The organism is Tunturiibacter empetritectus, assembly GCF_014201375.1.
Lineage (GTDB): Bacteria > Acidobacteriota > Terriglobia > Terriglobales > Acidobacteriaceae > Edaphobacter > Edaphobacter lichenicola_D.
Genome location: NZ_JACHDZ010000001.1, coordinates 551,264 through 569,387, shown reverse-complemented (window position 1 = coordinate 569,387; position 18,124 = coordinate 551,264). Strand labels below are relative to the sequence as shown.

Genomic DNA, 18,124 nt, shown 5'->3' with positions numbered 1-18,124 from the left:
GGCCAGGAGAAGACAAAAGCATGAAACGTATCGGATGGAAGATAAGCACCCTGGCAGCCGCTCTGCTGGTAGTCCTGGCGATGGCGCAGCCTACCCTCTTGAAGGCGCAGGCAGCGCCGCCCGCGGGAACCTCAAGCATCCACGGCCACGTTCTCAATCCTGCGGGATTCCCTCTTACAAAAGGTGAGGTCCGCCTGTCGACCGACAGAACCTCAGAAGCCAAAGATCGAAAGTATCTTTACACCTTTCCGATCGACGCCAACGGAGACTACAAAGGCTCAGGAATTGTAGCCGGCACCTACATCGTCTTCGTCTTCCAGGACGACAAGAGCCTCGACTTCAACGAAAATGTTCCCATCGCCAAAGAGGAAGACAAGCTGGTGAACTTCGATATGTCCCGCCCGGAGTACCTCAGCAAGATGACTCCGGAAGAGCGCAAGCAGATCGAAGAATACAAGAAGAAAAACTCTGAAGTAAGTGCCACCAACGCGAAGATTCAGAATCTGAATGCGCTGCTCACTCAGGCGCGCGCAGATAACAAGGCGGGCAACTACGATTCAGCCATTACCGCCATGAAGCAGGCCACTGACACCAAGCCAGACGAGGGCATTCTCTGGGTTACCCTGGGCGACGCACAGCTTGGCAGCGGAGAAACAGCCGCAAAGGCAGCCAAAGCGGCAGGCACCTCGCCCACCGATCCGGCGATCTTGCAGAAGTACACCGATGCAGCATCCTCCTACAAAAAGGCTGCCGATCTAAACGCCGCCTCCAAGAAGCCGAACCCCGAGACCGCCGGTGTGGCTTACAACCAGCTGGGACAGGCCGAAGCCCGATTAGGCGATGCCAAAGCCTCCTCCGACGCCTACGAACAGGCCGCCAAAGCCCAACCGGAAAAGGCCGGCATGTACTACTTCAACGAAGCCGCAACCCTCTACAACGCTGGCAAACTCCCTGAAGCAAGCGCTGCCGCCGACAAGGCTATCGCAGCCGACCCCAAGAAGGCCGATGCCTATTACATCAAGGGTCAGGCGCTCATTCCGCAGGCTACAGTCGATCCCAAGACCCAGAAAATCGTAGCGCCCCCGGGATGCGTCGAGGCCTATCAGCAGTACCTCGAACTGGCTCCGGACGGTGCCCACGCTGCCGACGTGAAGGGTATCCTCGAAGGCATCGGCGCACCGATCAAGTCGACCTTCAAAGCTGGAAAGAAGTAGTCTTTCAAATGACACAAGGCCCCGGGCGAAGCTGCTCGGGGCTTTTTCTTTGTCGCTCTTACAGTCAAGCCATAGTCAGGAGGGACGATGCAGCCAGCAGCCGCCGTTCTAGGTTTCGATGAAGCTCTGGCGAAGGTCCTGCAGCACGCAGCGGCCGTGCCGCGTCCTTCGAGCGAACCACTTGCGCTGCTGAATTGTGGAAGTCGCCTTCTGGCCGAACCAGTGCTGGCGGACCGCGATCAACCGCCGTTCCACCGATCGACCCGGGACGGCTTCGCACTTCGGGCGTCCGACACAGCCAGCTCACTCAAGGTAGTCGGCCAGGTAAGAGCCGGCGAGCAGTGGCAGGGCGGCACGCTCGAACCCAACGCCGCAATTGAAATCATGACTGGCGCACCGATTCCTGAGGGCGCCGATGCCGTCGTGATGATCGAGCATATCGAACGCAATCAAGATTCGATCCGCCTGCTCGCCGGACGAACGATTCGAAGCGGAGAGAACATCGTTCCCCAGGGAAGCGAGGCCCGCGCTGGCCAGACAGTTTTGCCCCCCGGCACGCCAATCGAAGGCGCAGAAATCGCACTCGCCGCCTCGTGCGGATACTCAAACCTACACGTATTTCGCAAGCCGAAGGTAGCGATCGTCGCAACCGGAGACGAACTGGTAGATCTGGCTGCGACGCCCGCCCCCCACCAGATCAGAAACTCAAACAGTTACGGTCTGGCCGAGCTGATCCGGCGCGCCGGCGGAGAACCAATACAGCTCCCGATCGCTCCAGACCGGCGGCCTGAACTCGAACAAACCATCCGTGCGGCGCGCCAATGCGACCTTATGCTTCTCTCCGGCGGCGTCTCCATGGGCAAATACGACCTTGTCGAGGAGGTTCTACAAGCGCTCGGGGCGGAGTTTTTCTTCATCGGCGTCAGGATGCAGCCCGGCAAACCCATTGTCTTCGGCCGCCTGCCAGCCGAAAACAACCTCCCTGCACAATTTTTCTTCGGCTTGCCCGGCAACCCAGTCTCGACCCAGGTAACCTTCCATTGCTTCGTCGAGCCGATGTTGCGTGCCATGGCCGGAGCAGGCGTGCAGCAGCCCCGCTTTGTTCAGGCAACGCTGGCAGAAGACGTCGCCGGAAAGCCCGGCCTGATGCGTATTCTCCCAGCCAGACTGACCGCAGACCGCATTCGCCCAGAAGTAAGACTCGTAGCATGGCAGGGATCGGGCGACCTCGCCGCTAACGCCCGGGCGAACTGCTACGCCGTCCTCCCCCCCGACAATGATCACTTCGCAGCAGGGGATGTCATCACGATTCTCCTGCGTTAAGCTTGTGGGATGGATGACGCAGACTACACCTCCGAACAGCTGATGGACGACGACCCGGAACCGCTCGGCAACGATGCCGACTTCCCTCCCCAGGCCCCCGTGCCGCTGCATCTCTCGCACTACGATCACTCCGGCGAAGCGCACATGGTCGACGTCGGCGAGAAGACGCTGACGCGACGCGAGGCAGTCGCCGCAGCATTCGTCGAGCTTTCCCCCGCAGTGCTCAAGGCGCTGCCGCAAAACCCCAAAGGCAATCCGCTGGAGGTGGCGCGCTTCGCAGGGATTCAAGCCGCGAAACAGACTTCCAGCCTGATTCCGATGTGCCATCAAATCGCGCTGAGCTTCGTAGACATACAAACAAAGGTCGTCGAAGGCGGTGTCGTGATTGAAGCTACGGCAGCAACAGTAGCCGGAACAGGTGTCGAGATGGAGGCCATGGTGGCTGCCTCCATCGCAGCGCTGACGGTCTACGACATGACCAAAGCTCTCGACAAAGGAATTCGAATTCGCGAGATAGTGCTGCTCCGCAAGAGTGGCGGCAAAAGCGGAGAGTACCGCCGCGAAACCCCCTAAATCAAACCGCAGTCGCCAGCGTCACGGCGAACAGATGTTGCGGGTCTTCCCAAGACTTCGTCTTCCTGAAGTTCGCCGATGCCAGCAGAGCATCCACTGCAGCGGCTGTAAATTTGTAACTGTTTTCGGTGTGAATACTTTCGCCACGAGCGAAATCGACTGTAAACGCCGGCCCGCTCGAGTTGGCAGGAATGTGAACCCGCTGATCGGTGAGAGACTCCAAGTGCATCTCGATGCGTGACTGAGTCGAGTTCCAACAGGCACGGTGGCGGAAGTTTCGAATCGCGAAGTCTGTGCCAAGGTCACGATTCAGCCGGGTCAACACGTTCAGATTGAAAGCAGCGGTCACTCCAGCATCGTCGTCGTAGGCTGCAAGCAACGTGGCTTCAGTCTTATTGGCGTTGGGGCCACCGGTGGGCGCGAGGTCTGTGCCAACCAGAAGAGTGTCACCCGGAAGGAGCTGAGCCCGCAGGTTGCGAAGGACATCCCTCGCATCCTCCGGCATGAAGTTCCCGATGCTTGAACCTATGTAGAGAGCCAGGGTTCTCGTCTCAACAAGTCGATTCAGCGGAAGAGCCTCCCGTGTGTAATCCGCAACCTGAGAGCGGACCGTAACACCCGGAATGTTGGCGAGGATATTTTCACTCGCCTCTGCAAGAGCTGTCTCCGAGACATCGACAGGTTGGTAGACCACGCTTCCCTGCTGACGAACGGCTTCAGCCAGCAGGATGCCGGTTTTGGTTGCGGTGCCAGCGCCTAATTCGATAAGGGTAAGTTTTCCGCTCGGCCCTTGTCCCAGCGCGGCCATGCGAAGTATCTCATCGGCATGTGCCGCGAAGATGCTGCGCTCCGTGCGTGTGAGGTAATACTCAGGCAACTCCGTAATCTGTTCGAAGAGATGCGAGCCTTCCTCGTCGTAGAAGAGCCATGGGGTGAGGGTTTTAGGAGCATTGGACAGGCCGACGCGCGCTTCATTTGCGACGGCATCAAGAGTACTGATCAGCGGTTCGTCTAGAGCGAAGGTCGTTGATGGCACGTCGGATCCCCTAACAATTAATAGATGAGTGGAAGGCAGGCCTCAACAATCGATCTCCACCGCTGACACAATTGGATGCTTCTCAGAGGAAATTTGTGCAAATTTATTCGCAGACTTTTCTGATTTTCAGAGGCAAGAATTCATCGCGCGGAACAAAGTTCACTTTATTTGTTCGAATCGAGGCAGGGTATACGACCCAACCACGAATCGAACTCTAATAACGCCAGCTTGTCACATCCGCTCCCGCCGGAGCCGTCTTCGCGATCCTATCCATGATCTTCGGCAGGTACATCGTGTTGTAGTGCAGCCGCGACAACGCATTCGGCAGCGTCGGATCCCCATTCCAGCAGTGCTCCGCCCTGGGCCCATAGAGCACCTCGCCGTCGTAAGGCACACCATGCCCAGGCGTGCCAGTCGTCTTCAGAAAATCCTCCATCAGATAAACAGCGTTATTCAAAAAGTAAGTGTCATCGCTGCCGACATACAGATGAATCTTTCCCTGCAGCTTCGGCCCCAGCGTCTCCCAATCCCGCTGCAGCATTGCGTTCAGGTCGTAGTGCTCCTTCCAGTACTCCGCGACCTTATGATCGATCGCCCCGGTCTCTTTGTCGAAGATCGGCTCCGGATAGCCGTCCTTGCCCTCCGGGGAATACACCGCCTGCCATATATCAAACTGCTCGCCCGATCGCCCGTGGTCGCCCAGCGCCGCCTCGTACGCAATGTTGTCCCTCATCGAGATCAGCGTATGGCCCAGATAATCCCGCATCGCCGGCTGCTCCACCCGCTTGTTCGCTCCCTGCAGATAAAACATATTCTCGTCTTTATAAAGATCCCGCGTCATATACGCATGAAAGTCCACCGGATCGGGACAAGCCACAAAAGCCCCGTTATAGTGGTCCGGATAAAAGATCTGCACCGCCAGCGACTCCCATCCCCCCGTCGACCCGCCATACATAAACCGTGCCCACGGCAGTCCAATCCCGCGAAACTGCTTCTCCACCGCCGGAACCAGCTCCGTCTCAATCGCATCGCCATACGGCCCCAGGTTCGCCGAGTTCACCGCATACGAATCGTCATAGTAAGGATTCGTATGTTGAATCTTCATCACCAGAACCCGCGGAAACTTCGGACTGATCCACTGCTGATACTCCTTGTAAGCCTCCTCCTGCTGAATCCCGTTGTACCCCTCAAGATGAAACCGCTCCGAATAATTGGGCTTCAAATTTGGATCCGGCGGCGTAGTCCGAAAATCATCGAAGCCCGTCACAAAATGATCATGAAAGATCATCAGCGGATAGTGCGCCTCCGTATGTTCGTCGAACCCCTCCGGCACCAGCACCACCGCGCTCAAATACGTCGGCGTCCCCCAGAACTTCGTCAACAGCGCACTCTGAATCCGTATATGCCGGATATATTTTGTATCCGCTTCAGGCACAATTGGCGCAATCACCTGGTCCAGCGAGATCGCAATCGGCGCACCGCCCCTACCCACGCGCACCTTCACCGGCTTGCTGTACAAGTTCCCCGGCGCCAGATTCCAGTGCTTCCCCTCGCCCCGGTCCGGCGACAGTTTGATCGTCTTTCCATCCGCGCGGTGAAACGTCTCATACACATCCAACACCGCCTGCACCGTGTACTCCCCAGCCGGAACATCCTTCAGACTTCTGATCGGATACCCCGCAGCCTTATCGTCAACCGAAACGCCCTCTCCGGGCTTCAGCCCATCCACGGTCACGCCAAACACCATCTGACTCCGCGGCGTATCGTCGATCTGCATCCGAGGCTCCTCCGACGGATCATTCGACAACAGCAGCAAGACCCGCCCATCCAGCGGTTTCGCCGACCGCGCAGCCGGAAAAGACACAGAAACCGCCTGAACATCGGTCTGAGCCCTTCCAGCTTCGGGGTTCAAACAAAGACAAGCAGCAGCTAGCATGGCGACGGAAGCAATCGAAGGTAAACGCATTGCGGCAGTATACAAACCCTGCGGGCAGCTACACGGCAATATCTTCCGCGTCAGATGGCCACCCGAGTTGGTATCATCCTTTCACCGTTCCTATCCGAGTACGCAGGCACTCTCGAAAAGACCTGGCCGGGCCCTCCGTGGAGAAAAGATGACACCTCTGTTTGCCTTCAAGAAAATCGCCGCAGCCACACTTCTATGCGGCCTTGCATCTGCCTCGATGGTCTTCGCCGCAAATGATCTTCCTGCCGCCAAGCCGCTGAAGCTCCCCGAGCTCAAGTACGAGAAGTACACCCTCCCCAACGGCCTCGTCGTCCTCACCCACGAAGACCATCGCCTCCCCCTCGTCGCCATCGATCTCTGGTACCACGTCGGCCCACTCAACGAGCGCGCTGGCCGCACCGGCTTCGCCCACCTCTTCGAACACATGATGTTCGAAGGCTCTGAACACGTCGGCGAAAAAGCCCACATCAAATATCTCGAAGGCGCCGGCGCCACCGACATCAACGGCACCACCGACTTCGACCGCACCAACTACTTCGAGACCCTTCCCAGCAATCAGCTCGAGCTCGGCCTCTGGCTCGAAAGCGACCGCATGGGCTTCCTCCTCGAAGGCCTTGACCGCGTCAAGCTCACCAATCAGCGGGACGTCGTCCGCAACGAGCGCCGCCAGGGCGAAGGCACTCCCTACGCGCTCGCCGACGAGCAGGCATATCACATGCTCTTCCCGCACGAGCACCCCTACTACGCCTCCGTCATAGGCTCCCACGCCGACATCGAAGCCGCCCGCATCAACGACATCCGCGACTTCCACCAGCACTTCTACACCCCCAACAACGCCAGCATCGCCATCGCCGGCGACTTCGATCCCGCAAAGCTGAAGGCCCTCCTCACCAAATACTTCGGCCCCATCCCGCAGGGTCCCGCGGTCGAGCCCGTCACCGTCAAAACCCCGCCCATCACCGCCCAGAAACGCGCCACCGTCACCGACTCCGTCCAACTCCCGCGCCTCTCCGTAGCGTGGCTCACCCCTCCCGTCTTCACTCCGGGCGACGCCGAAACCGACCTCCTCGTCCACATCCTCGGCGGAGGCAAAGCCAGCCGTCTCTACCGCAAGCTCGTCTACGAGCAACAAGTCGCCCAGACCGTCACCTGTAATCTCAACGCCCTCAAACTAGGCTCCATCGCTGACTGTGACATCACCGCCAAACCCGGCGTCTCGCTCGACACCCTCGAAGCCGCACTCTGGAAAGAAATAGCCAACCTGCAATCCGAAGGCCCCACGCAAGCCGAACTCGACCGCGCCCGCACCGTCGACGTCACCGCCAAGATCACCGGCCTCCAGCGCCTCGGTGGCTTCGGCGGCGTAGCCGACACCCTCGACCGCTACAACCAGTTCCTCGACGACCCCGGCTACCTCCCCAAAGACATCGCGCGCTATCAGGCCGCAACCATCGCCTCCGTCAAACAGGCCGCCACGCAGTACCTCGGCAAAGATCAAAGCGTCGTCGTCAACTGCGTCCCCGGCAAAAAAGTAGTCGACGACGTCCCCCGCAGCCCGGACAACACCGACGCAGACGCCAAGCTCACCGCCCCATACACCGCGCAGTTTGAGGATCAGCAGAACTGGCGCAAGACCGCACCCGCACCCGGCCCAACCACGGCCTTCCACCTCCCCGTTCCGAAAACCTTCACCCTCGCCAACGGCCTCCAGGTCTATCTCCTCGAGGATCACTCTCTCCCCGTCTTCAGTGCAGCAGTCGTAGCCCGCGCCGGCAGCGAGTCCGACTCCCAAGCCAAAGCTGGCCTCGCCGGCTTCACCGCCCGCCTCCTCACCGAAGGCACCACCCAGCGCTCCGCCACCACACTCGCCGACAACGCCGAGCAGATCGGCACCACCCTCACCTCCACCGCCGACGTCGACAGCGCCAACGCCAGCCTCAGCGCACTCAGCAACAACACCGAGGCCGGCCTCGACCTCCTCTCCGACGTCATCGAGCACCCAGCCTTCGCACCCGACGAAGTCGAGCGCATCCGCAAACAGCGCCTCGTCGCCATCCTCCAGGAAGGCGATCAGCCCGTAGCCTCCGTCCTGCGCGTCGGCTTCCGCACCCTGTATGGCGATCACCCCTACGGCATCCGCTCCATCGGCAACACCGACGGAATCAAATCCATCACCCACGACGACATCACCAGCTTCTGGCAAGCCCACTACGGCCCCAAGGACTCCGCTCTCGTCCTCGCCGGCGACGTCAACGAGTCTGAGGTCAAACATCTCGCCGACAAATACTTTGCCCCATGGTCCGGCTCCGCAGCCACAACCACCGCCGTACCGCCGGCCCCAGCCCCACCGGGCCTCAAGATCGTCATCGTCGACAAGCCCGGTGCACCCCAGACGGCGCTCTACGCCATCGGCCTCGGCCTTCCCCGCACCACGCCCGACTACCCCGCCGTTATGATCATGAACAACGTCCTCGGCGGCCTCTTCGCTAGCCGCATCAACATGAACCTGCGCGAAGAACACGGCTACACCTACGGGGCCGCCTCAGGCTTCCTCTTCTACCGCACCGGAGGCCCCTTCTACAGTGGAGCCCAGGTCCGCACCGACGTCACCGCTCCCGCCGCCAAACAGCTCATGCTGGAGCTCAACCGCATCCGCACCGAGCCACCCACCGAAGCCGAACTCAAACTCGCAAAAGACTCGCTCCTCCACTCCCTCCCCGGCGACTTTGAAACCACCAAAGCCTCCGTCGGTGGCCTCCGTCAAATCTTCATCTACAGTCTCCCAACCGACTACTTCGCCAAGCTTCCCGCCCGCTTCGAAGCCGTCACCCCCGCCGAAGTCGCCAAAGCCGCCCAAACCGACGTCCACCCCGACCAGCTCATCCTGATGGCCGTCGGCGACCGCGCCAAGATCGAACCCGGCCTCAAAGAACTCAACCTCGGTCCCATCGAGTACCGCGACACAACCGGCAACCTCATCAAATAACTTCAACCCATCAAACGAAGCAAAGGGCCGGAGAAGATCATTCTCCGGCCCTTCTTATATTCCGCTAATTAAAAATAATCGTCATCCTGAGCGCAGCGAAGGATCCCCGTATTTCGCTTTTGCAGTTGCAGTAGCTTTCGCCTATGCCACTACTCTTGCCGCACGCAAGCGAAGAAACTAAGCCTTTCCCAGCACCTTCGCCATAGCCTCACCAATCTCCGCCGGAGACTTCACCACCGTAATCCCAGCCTCGGTCATAGCCTTCATCTTCTCCGCAGCCGTCCCCTCACCGCCAGAGATGATCGCCCCGGCATGCCCCATCCGCCGTCCCGGAGGAGCCGTCTGCCCCGCGATAAACCCAACCACCGGCTTCTTCACATGCTCTTTGATGTACTTCGCCGCGGCCTCTTCCGCCGACCCGCCGATCTCCCCAATCATGATGATCGCCTCGGTCTCCGGATCCTCATTCAGCAGCTTTAGCGCATCGATATGAGTCGTCCCAATAATCGGGTCGCCCCCAATCCCAATCGCCGTCGACTGCCCAATCCCCCGCGTCGTCAACTGGTACACCGCCTCATACGTCAGCGTCCCCGACTTCGAAACAATCCCCACCGAGCCTTCCTTATGAATCCGCCCCGGCATAATTCCGACCTTAGCCTTACCCGGCGAAATAACCCCCGGACAGTTAGGCCCAATCAGCCGCGTGCCCGTCCCCTTCACAAACTCCCACGTCTTCACCATGTCGAGAACGGGAATCCCCTCGGTAATGCAGATCACCAACGGAACTCCAGCCGCCGAAGCCTCCAGAATCCCATCCGCAGCAAACGGCGGCGGCACAAAGATCACCGACACATTCGCCCCCGTCTCCTTCACCGCCTCTTCGACGGTGTTGAACACCGGCCAACCCTCATGCGTGGTCCCACCCTTACCCGGCGTCACTCCACCCACAACCTTAGTCCCATACTCCGCGCAGCCCTTGGCGTGAAAAGTCCCCTCACGCCCCGTAATCCCCTGCACAATCAGTCGCGTATTCTTATCAACCAAAACCGCCATTACTTGCCACCTTTCGCAGCAGCCACAGCAAGATCCGCGGCTTCCTTCATCGTCTGCCCCACCTGAAAGTTCAATCCCGAATCCGCCAGAATCTTCCGGCCCTCTTCTACGTTCGTGCCTTCCAGCCGCAGAATGATCGGTATCTTCACACCCAGCTTCTTCGCCGCATTCACCACACCCTGAGCCAGCACATCCACACGCAGAATCCCACCGAAAATATTGATGAAGATCGCCTTCACATTCGGGTCGCTCAACAAAATCCCAAACGCATTCTCAATCTGCTCCTGGTTCGCGCCACCGCCCACATCCAGAAAGTTCGCCGCACTCCCACCCGCATATTGAATGATGTCCATCGTCGCCATGGCGAGTCCGGCCCCATTCACCATGCACGCAATCGTGCCATCCAGCTTGATGTAATTCAGCGCAAACTTGCTCGCCTCAACCTCCAGCGGATCCTCCTCCGCCAGATCACGAAGCTCCTTCAGATCCTTATGCCGAAACATCGCATTGTCGTCGAAGTTGATCTTGCAATCCAGCGCCAGCAGCTTGTCATCCTTCGTCGTAATAAAAGGATTGATCTCCATCAACGTCGAATCCGTCTCGACGAACGCCTTGTACAAGCCCGTCATAAACTTCACAGCATCATTGATCTGTGTAGGCTTCAATCCCAGCTTGAACGCCAGTTTCCTCGCCTGATAAGGCGCAAACCCCACCGCCGGATCGATGTACTCCTTATAGATCAGCTCAGGAGTAGCATGCGCCACCTCTTCAATCTCCATTCCACCCGACTGCGAGGCCATAAACACCACCTTTGCCGAAGCCCGGTCCAGCACCAACCCCAAGTAAAGCTCCCGCTCGATCGCCGATCCCTCTTCAATCAGCAGCCGCTGCACCTTCTGCCCGGCAGGGCCCGTCTGGTGCGTCACCAGCTGCATCCCCAGAATCGCCTTTGACGCCGCATTCGCCTCTTCGAGCGTCCGCGCCAGCTTCACGCCGCCGCCCTTGCCACGCCCACCGGCATGAATCTGCGCCTTCACGACGACGATCTTGTTCCCCGCGCCAAACAGGCTCTTCGCAGCGGTGTCCGCCTGCTCCAGCGTGGTCGCCATCTCGCCGCCCGGAACCGGCACACTGTACTTCCGCAGAATCTCTTTCGCCTGATACTCGTGAATTTTCATGGATGCCTTTGAAATTACGCTCGCGCGAGAAGTGTAGCGGACTCCCACAATCGCCCGCAATCACAAACTCGCACAACTGTGCGTTTATCGCACAGACTTTGCGCGTAACCTTAAGGCTTTCTTCATCTTGCCTCTGTATGATGGACGACATTAGTCCGGCGGGAATCTTCCCGGTCGGCACTCATCGCCGATCCGCAGCTCGGTACTGATTCGTTCCACCCTCAAACACTCTGTGAAACCACCGTACCTGGCATCAGCAAGGTTGGATTCTTGAGTGTTCATCTCGTAAATCCCAGCGACAACTCTTTTGGGACCGCTGTAATCACACCACGTTGGCTCTTCGTCCTCGCCGCCGCCACTCCCTCCCTCGCAGGCGACCCCATCCTCATCGACGAGTCCATTGAACAAATCCTCCCCGAATCCATCCGGCCCGGCGACATCGTCGGCATCAGCGTCCACACCGGCAACGCCCTCCGTGGCTACGAGGTCGGACGCATCGCCCGCGAGCGCGGAGCCTGGGTCATCTACGGCGGCATCCACGCCACGCTCTTCCCCGAAGAGGCCTTCGAACGCGGAAACGCCCACGCAGTAGTCAAAGGCGACGGCGACATAGCCTGGGGCAAAGCCGTCACCGACATCCTCTCCGGCTCTCAGCCCGAAAAAATCTACGAAGGCGGCCGCATCAGCGGCACCGACTTCCTCGCCGCCCGCTGGGACCTCATGCCCCGCGACAAGTACATGTGGGCCTCCGTCCAAACAATTCGCGGCTGCCCCAAGCACTGCTCCTTCTGCAGTGTCTGGCGCACCGACGGCCAGCAGCCCCGCCAGCGCCCCCACCAGTCCGTCATCGACGAGATCGTCAACCTCCGCCAGATCGGCTTTCGCTTCATCGCCCTCGCCGACGACAACTTCTACCCCGTCACCCTCACCGACCTCCGCCTCGCCCGCGAGCAAAACAACGAAGCCAAACTCGCCGAACTCACCGCCATCCGCGCCGAACGCTTCCTCCTCATGGCCGAGCTCGCCAAGCTCCCCAAAGACATGGTCTTCTTCACCCAGATCACCATGGAGGCCGGCGAAGACGGCGAGTACCTCGACGCCATGCGCAAAGCCAACATCAAAGGCGCACTCGTAGGCGTAGAAGCCGTCACCCCCGAGGGTCTCAAGGCCGTCTTCAAAGACTTCAACTACTCCGGCGAAGCTCTCGCCCGCCAGCTCCAGACCTTCAAAAAGCACGGCGTCCACGTCCTCGGCTCCTTCATCTTCGGCCTCCCCACCGACAAGCCCGCCACCTTCGACGCCACCGTCGAGATGGCCCTCAAAGCCGGCGTCACCTTCGCCCAATTCGTCATGATGACACCCTTCCCCGGCACCGTCGACTTCGCCCGCTGGGAGAAAGAGCAAGCCAAAGCTCCCGAAGTCGTCGCAACCCCAACCGGCGACATCCCCATCACCCGCTACTGGCTCATCCCCACCGCCATCCGCCCAAAGATGTTCACCCCGCACCCTACGATGAGCTCGCTGGAGATCAGCCAGCGCACGCAAAAAGTTTGGGACCGCTTCTACGATTGGTCCTCCATCTGGCAGCGTAGCGCCTGCACCCCCACCCTCCGCGCCCGTATCGCGTTCATGTTCCTCTCCAAGCTCTATCGACAGATGTACGCCGGCACCGGCATCTCCACCGACAGCGCCCGCCGCAAAAAATCCAAAACCTGGGCTCGCTGGACCGCGAAGCAATGCCGCAAGCTCTTCGCCGCCAAACCCATGCCCGAACTCCAATCCCCCGCATGGGAGCACGCCTTCTCCTCCGCCCACCTCCGCCGCCCAGCCTTCCTCGGCCCCCAGGAAAATCCATCCCCCTTCACGGTAATCACAAAATCCTGAAGAAGAACACTGAAACTAAAAGTCGGCGCTTTGAAGAGGCGTGGATACCCAATGCTTTAGCTTTGGTATCCACGCCATAAGACCCCATCCTCTCCATGCGACTTCAGTCGTCAGGACTGATCCGCCCAAAGATGAAGTCACTCTTGGGGATAGCATCTGACCGGTCCGCCGAGTGGACGGATAGACGGCTTAGGGTACAGTGTGGCCTCGACCGGATAGGCAATTACGGAGGCAACAACTCCGGCTTGTGTGCCCTCGTAATCGGTACATTTTGGCACAGGTGAGTGACCCAGACCCGTTTGTTGTTGCAGCTTGCTCCAGCAACTCTCGCCAAATTTTGGGATGGAACATCCAGCACTCGCCACTCTAAGGTAGCGAAGGACGATCTGATTTGCGGACGTAGGGATGAAATTTAAATGCCTCTCTCCACGAGCTTCGAGCGTAACAGAGTCCTCGAAGAACTTCGTTTTCGCATCGGCCTCAAATGCGGTGAATGGAATACCGCTATTGTCATCTCCATCAGGCCATTCGAGAAAAATCAGATCGTGCTTCACTCCCGCAAAATATCCGTTCCACGGCATAAATTTCTTGTACTCCTCGCTCCACTCAGTGAACTCCTTTTCACCAGGCTGTAGAGCTTGCAAGCATTTGGGAAGGTGTCCAGGCTGTACAGATGAGAGCGCGATCAATTCTGCGCCTTTTACCCCAGGATCGTTTTGCTCCTTAACCATGAAATGGTTGTAGTACCAGCAGGTCACGGTCACATGCCTGTTGTCGTTTTCCATCAGGTACGTTGACCGTCCTAGGTCTAGTACCGTTTTGTGAAGCGGCTTATCGAAGGACTCGGCAAGCCCAGCTTGGGAGACGAGCAAAACCGCTGCGAGAAAGCCTCCAACGATGCTTGCAATATCCATTTGAGAATAGTACGACCTAGGTAAGGAACTTTGTCCTTAGCTGGGTTTTTGCTCCACATAGCTTACGTTCAACAGGATTGGTAACGACAAGTCGGCTTCTCGTCAGTGGGAATATGGTCCCGCAAAACGGGGTTATCGGCCACTCTGATTGCCCGGGATTCAAACTGGCCCACAACCGGCTTTCTCAACATCATGTTCACCCGGATGTTCTCGGCCAGCAAACCAGGAACATCGAATCGCCAGGACCAACACTCAAGCCCGCGAGCCACTCTCCCCACCTGCTACGCTTTATTTAATGCCGCCCCAGCCCCATCTCAAACAAATCATCGAAGCCCGCACTCCTCTCACCCGCGAACAAGCCCGCAACCTCATGCAGCAGATCCTCTCCGGCCAGCTCACTGACCTCGAGATCGCCGCCCTCCTCGGAGCACTCGCAGCCCGCGGCGAAACCGCCTCCGAGATCGCCGGCTTCGTCGACGTCATGCGCACCGCCGTCACCCCCATCCCCCTCACACCCGCCGAGCGCCGCAATCTAGTCGACACCTGCGGCACCGGCGGCGACGCCAGCGGCACCTTCAACATCTCCACCGCCGCCGCCCTCGTTGCCGCCGCCACTCCAGACGCAAACCTCATGGTCGCCAAACACGGCAACCGTGCCATCACCTCGCAGACCGGCTCAGCCGACGTCCTCGAAGCCCTCGGCATCCCCGTCGACCCAACCCCCGAGCAAGCCGCAACCGCCCTCCGCACCCACCACTTCGCCTTCCTTCACGCCCCCAGCCTCCACCCCGCGATGAAGGCCGTCATGCCCGTCCGCCGCGCCCTCGGAGTCCGCACCATCTTCAACATCCTCGGCCCCCTCACCAACCCCGCCGGTGCCTCCGCGCAGGTCATGGGGGTCTACGCCCCGCATCTCGTCCCCATCGTCGCCGAAGCCATGTCGCTCCTCGGCACCCATCACGCCTTCGTCGTCCACGGCAGCACCCTCCGCGAAAAAGGTCCTGCCGGGAGCGGAGGTTTAGACGAGATCTCCATCAGCGGCCCCACCCAGCTAGCCGAAGTCCACCACGGCGCCGTCACCATCGCCACCACCACCCCCGAAGAACTCGGCCTCCAGCGAGCCCCCATCGAGACCCTCCAGGGCGGCAACGCGCAGACCAACGCCGCCATCCTCACCGCCATCTTCTCCGGCGAACAAGGCCCCCGCCGCGACATCGTCCTGCTCAACGCCGCCGCCGTCCTCGTCGCCGCAGACCTCGCCCTCGATCTCCCCAACGGCATCGCCCTCGCCGCCAGAAACATCGACTCAGGAGCCGTCACCAGACTCATCGCCAACCTCCGCACCTGAATCAAGCAACAAACATAGAACCCCATGACCAACCCCATGAACCCAGACCATCCCACCAGACAAAGAGTCTGCTTCCTCCTCCAGATCAAGCCCGACCGCCTCGACGAGTACCGCCGCCGCCACGCCGCCGTCTGGCCCGACATGATCGCCGCCCTCGAGCGCACCGGCTGGCACAACTACTCCCTCTTCCTCACGCCCACCGGCCAGCTCATCGGCTACCTCGAAACCGAAAACTTCCAGCTAGCCCAGACCAGAATGCGCGACGAACCCATCAACGCCCTCTGGCAGTCCGAGATGAAGGACTTCTTCCTCCAGACCACCAGCAAAGACCCCGACCAGCTCATGTCCCCCCTGGAAGAAGTCTTCCACCTCGACTAGCCGGCACTCTCATCGACGACCAGCGCCGGAACCAAACCGCCCCCCAATCCGTATCTTCTCCAGCCACCAGGAGCCGCTCCAAATGTCGACCTACCCACCGCCCGCAAACTCCATCCATCCCGCCTTCGTCACCTCTGCCCTCGAACTTCCCGGCTACCGCATCGTCCAGAACCTCGGCATCGTCCGCGGTATCGTCGTCCGCTCGCGCAACATCGTCGCCACCATCGGCGCGGGCCTCCAGACCATCGTCGGCGGCGACATCACCCTCTTCACCGAACTCTGCGAGAAGACCCGTCAGGACTCCTACGCCATGATGAGCCTCCACGCCGCCCAGCTCGGCGCCAACGCCGTCATCGCCTTCCGCTACGACGCCAACGAGCTCATGAACGGAGTCACCGAAGTCCTGGCCTACGGAACCGCCGTTGTCGTAGAAAAGCAATAAAGAAAGCAGTAAAGCAAAGCAATAAAGAAAAGCCGTACAAGCCAGCCTCCCCATCAACCTCGCGTCTCAAACACCATATTGAACGGCGTCTCCGCAGCCTTCCGGAAGTGCGTCAACCCTCCCTCCCGCACCACCTTCTCGATCCTCGCCGGCCCCGCCTGCGCTCCCAGCCCCAGCCCAACCTCCTGCGCCAGAGAGCAAGGCACGCAGATCGTCGCCGAAGCCGAATAGAAGATCCGCCCCACTGGATTATGATTCGACGCCGTATCGTCCTGAGCAAACGGCTCCACAATCATCCACGTCCCACCCGGCGCCAGCGTCGTCTTCACATGCTTCGCCGCCCCCGCCGGATCGCCCATATCATGCAGGCAATCGAAGAACGCCACCAGGTCGTAGTCCTTCCCCGGGAAATCCTTCGCCGAAGCCACCGCAAACGTAACCCTATCCGAGAGCCCCGCAGCCTCCGCCTTCGCCCTCGCCTTCTCGATCGACGGCCCATGATAGTCAAACCCGAAGAACTTCGAAGCCGGATAAGACTTCGCCATCAGCAGCGTCGACGCTCCATGTCCGCAGCCGATATCCGCCACCCGCGCCCCCGCCTTCAGCTTCGCCTCCACTCCCTCCAGCGCAGGAATCCAGCTGGAAACAAGATTCGCAAGATAGGTCGGTCGAAAGAACCGCTCACACCCTTCAAACAGCCCCTTCTCATGCTCGTGCCAACCCATCCCCTTGCCCGTGCGAAAGATCTCCGTCAGCTTCTCTTCATCTTTCATCAGCGAGGCCAGCATGTGATAAAACCCCGGCAGATGCACCGGCGTATCGTCCAGAGCCAGCACCAGCGCCTGCTCCGGTGTCAGAAAATACTCGCCCTTCGCCGAGTCAAACTCCACCAGCTTCCCTGCCGCATTCGCATTCAGCCACTCCCGCACATAGCGCTCCGCCGTCCCTGTCTTCTTCGCCAGCGCCGCGGGACTCACCCGCTCTCCATCACCCATCGCACGATACAGTCCCAGCTTGTCCCCAATCAGAATCACCGGGGCCTGCATCGCCGCGCCCATATCCTGAACCACACGCCCCAGAAGCGCATTCAACGCATCGGGATTGATCTCTCGCCCCTGTGGGGCCGCCTGCTGTGTTGTAGCCATAGCAATCTCCTCGGAAAAAAATTCGGGATCGCGACAGCACCACTAAGTTGTGCGCAGGAGTCATCGAGCAAGCACACGGCCGCACATTATGTCGCGCAGATCCCCGGGCCTACCAACTGGCCAAGAGCATACTCGGCCCCATCCCCACCGTCAAACCCATCCGCTCCCAACACGCATCCTTCAAATCCTGTGTATATACTCGTCTTCAAATCAAGGAGGCATTCATGGCTCGAGTCACTGGCATCGGCGGCATCTTCCTGCGCGCCCGCGATCCCAAAACCCTCTCCGCCTGGTACGTCAAACACCTCGGCATCACCCTCTCCGACTACGGCGGCGCCACCTTTCTCTGGACCGACGAGATCCCCGCCACCACCGGCAGCACCACCTGGTCGCTCTTTCCCGAAAACACTCCGTACTTCGGCAAGGGCACCGACAAAGGCCCGCAACAGGCCATGGTCAACTACCGGGTCGACAATCTCGACGAACTCCTCACCCAGCTCGCCGCCGAAAACATCCCCATCGACCCCAACCGCGAGAACGCCGACTACGGCTACTTCGCCTGGATCACCGACCCCGAAGGCAACCGCATCGAACTCTGGCAGCCCCTCGTCGAGAAGGAAGCCGAGAAGAAAGAAGACCCTCCCGCATAACCTGCTAGCCTGCTCGTGTTTTTGATCTTGCTCC

15 protein-coding genes are annotated in these 18,124 nt (G+C 59.8%); 9 read left to right on the top strand and 6 right to left on the bottom strand.

Features of this window, described 5'->3' with window-relative positions; all coding sequences use genetic code 11:
* The first annotated feature begins 20 nt into the window (after window positions 1–20).
* The 3 genes from HDF10_RS02460 to moaC all read left to right on the top strand — a co-directional run bounded on the left by HDF10_RS02460 (window position 21) and on the right by moaC (window position 3,110).
* Complete coding sequence (locus HDF10_RS02460) at window positions 21–1,214, top strand: tetratricopeptide repeat protein (RefSeq protein WP_183810112.1); 1,194 nt, start codon at window positions 21–23, stop codon at window positions 1,212–1,214.
* A gap of 87 nt (window positions 1,215–1,301) precedes the next feature.
* Window positions 1,302–2,537: a molybdopterin molybdotransferase MoeA gene (locus HDF10_RS02455; protein WP_183810109.1), complete on the top strand. Its 1,236-nt coding sequence runs from the start codon at window positions 1,302–1,304 to the stop codon at window positions 2,535–2,537.
* 9 nt (window positions 2,538–2,546) lie between these two features.
* Window positions 2,547–3,110: a cyclic pyranopterin monophosphate synthase MoaC gene (moaC, locus tag HDF10_RS02450; protein ID WP_260177561.1), complete on the top strand. Its 564-nt coding sequence runs from the start codon at window positions 2,547–2,549 to the stop codon at window positions 3,108–3,110.
* A gap of 1 nt (window position 3,111) precedes the next feature.
* On the opposite strand, the gene egtD is transcribed toward moaC, so the two are convergent.
* Both egtD and HDF10_RS02440 read right to left on the bottom strand, forming a co-directional pair.
* Entirely contained in the window at window positions 3,112–4,146 is a 1,035-nt protein-coding gene (gene egtD / locus HDF10_RS02445) for an L-histidine N(alpha)-methyltransferase (RefSeq protein WP_183810107.1), read from the bottom strand.
* 214 nt (window positions 4,147–4,360) lie between these two features.
* Complete coding sequence (locus HDF10_RS02440; protein ID WP_311732638.1) at window positions 4,361–6,010, bottom strand: alpha/beta hydrolase; 1,650 nt, start codon at window positions 6,008–6,010, stop codon at window positions 4,361–4,363.
* A gap of 250 nt (window positions 6,011–6,260) precedes the next feature.
* On the opposite strand from HDF10_RS02440, the gene HDF10_RS02435 reads away from it, so the two are divergent.
* Window positions 6,261–9,098 carry a M16 family metallopeptidase gene (locus tag HDF10_RS02435; protein WP_260177560.1) on the top strand — a complete coding sequence of 946 codons (2,838 nt, stop codon included), beginning with the start codon at window positions 6,261–6,263 and terminating at the stop codon, window positions 9,096–9,098.
* A 177-nt stretch (window positions 9,099–9,275) separates the two neighbouring features.
* On the opposite strand, the gene sucD is transcribed toward HDF10_RS02435, so the two are convergent.
* Entirely contained in the window at window positions 9,276–10,151 is an 876-nt protein-coding gene (gene sucD, locus HDF10_RS02430; RefSeq protein ID WP_183810103.1) for a succinate--CoA ligase subunit alpha, read from the bottom strand.
* On the bottom strand, window positions 10,151–11,329 hold the full coding sequence (gene sucC, locus HDF10_RS02425; RefSeq protein ID WP_183810101.1) for an ADP-forming succinate--CoA ligase subunit beta: 1,179 nt from the start codon (window positions 11,327–11,329) through the stop codon (window positions 10,151–10,153). The genes sucD and sucC overlap by 1 nt, the downstream gene beginning before the upstream one ends.
* A gap of 270 nt (window positions 11,330–11,599) precedes the next feature.
* Here sucC and HDF10_RS02420 point away from each other — a divergent pair, with 270 nt between their 5' ends.
* Window positions 11,600–13,213: a B12-binding domain-containing radical SAM protein gene (locus HDF10_RS02420; protein WP_183810099.1), complete on the top strand. Its 1,614-nt coding sequence runs from the start codon at window positions 11,600–11,602 to the stop codon at window positions 13,211–13,213.
* A gap of 137 nt (window positions 13,214–13,350) precedes the next feature.
* On the opposite strand, the gene HDF10_RS02415 is transcribed toward HDF10_RS02420, so the two are convergent.
* The gene (locus tag HDF10_RS02415) at window positions 13,351–14,127 is read right to left on the bottom strand and encodes a hypothetical protein (RefSeq protein ID WP_183810097.1); all 777 of its coding nucleotides are present in this window, start codon (window positions 14,125–14,127) and stop codon (window positions 13,351–13,353) included.
* Window positions 14,128–14,422: 295 nt separating this feature from the next.
* On the opposite strand from HDF10_RS02415, the gene trpD reads away from it, so the two are divergent.
* The 3 genes from trpD to HDF10_RS02400 all read left to right on the top strand — a co-directional run bounded on the left by trpD (window position 14,423) and on the right by HDF10_RS02400 (window position 16,295).
* Window positions 14,423–15,475, top strand: a complete 1,053-nt coding sequence (trpD, locus tag HDF10_RS02410) for an anthranilate phosphoribosyltransferase (RefSeq protein WP_183810095.1) — start codon at window positions 14,423–14,425, stop codon at window positions 15,473–15,475.
* Between the two features lie 24 nt (window positions 15,476–15,499).
* Window positions 15,500–15,853, top strand: coding sequence for an L-rhamnose mutarotase (locus HDF10_RS02405; RefSeq protein WP_260177559.1), 354 nt, complete (start codon window positions 15,500–15,502; stop codon window positions 15,851–15,853).
* A gap of 82 nt (window positions 15,854–15,935) precedes the next feature.
* Window positions 15,936–16,295 carry a YbjQ family protein gene (locus HDF10_RS02400; protein WP_183810093.1) on the top strand — a complete coding sequence of 120 codons (360 nt, stop codon included), beginning with the start codon at window positions 15,936–15,938 and terminating at the stop codon, window positions 16,293–16,295.
* Window positions 16,296–16,348: 53 nt separating this feature from the next.
* On the opposite strand, the gene HDF10_RS02395 is transcribed toward HDF10_RS02400, so the two are convergent.
* The gene (locus HDF10_RS02395; RefSeq protein WP_183810091.1) at window positions 16,349–17,440 is read right to left on the bottom strand and encodes a class I SAM-dependent methyltransferase; all 1,092 of its coding nucleotides are present in this window, start codon (window positions 17,438–17,440) and stop codon (window positions 16,349–16,351) included.
* 224 nt (window positions 17,441–17,664) lie between these two features.
* Here HDF10_RS02395 and HDF10_RS02390 point away from each other — a divergent pair, with 224 nt between their 5' ends.
* The gene (locus HDF10_RS02390; RefSeq protein WP_183810089.1) at window positions 17,665–18,090 is read left to right on the top strand and encodes a VOC family protein; all 426 of its coding nucleotides are present in this window, start codon (window positions 17,665–17,667) and stop codon (window positions 18,088–18,090) included.
* Window positions 18,091–18,124 lie beyond the last annotated feature (34 nt).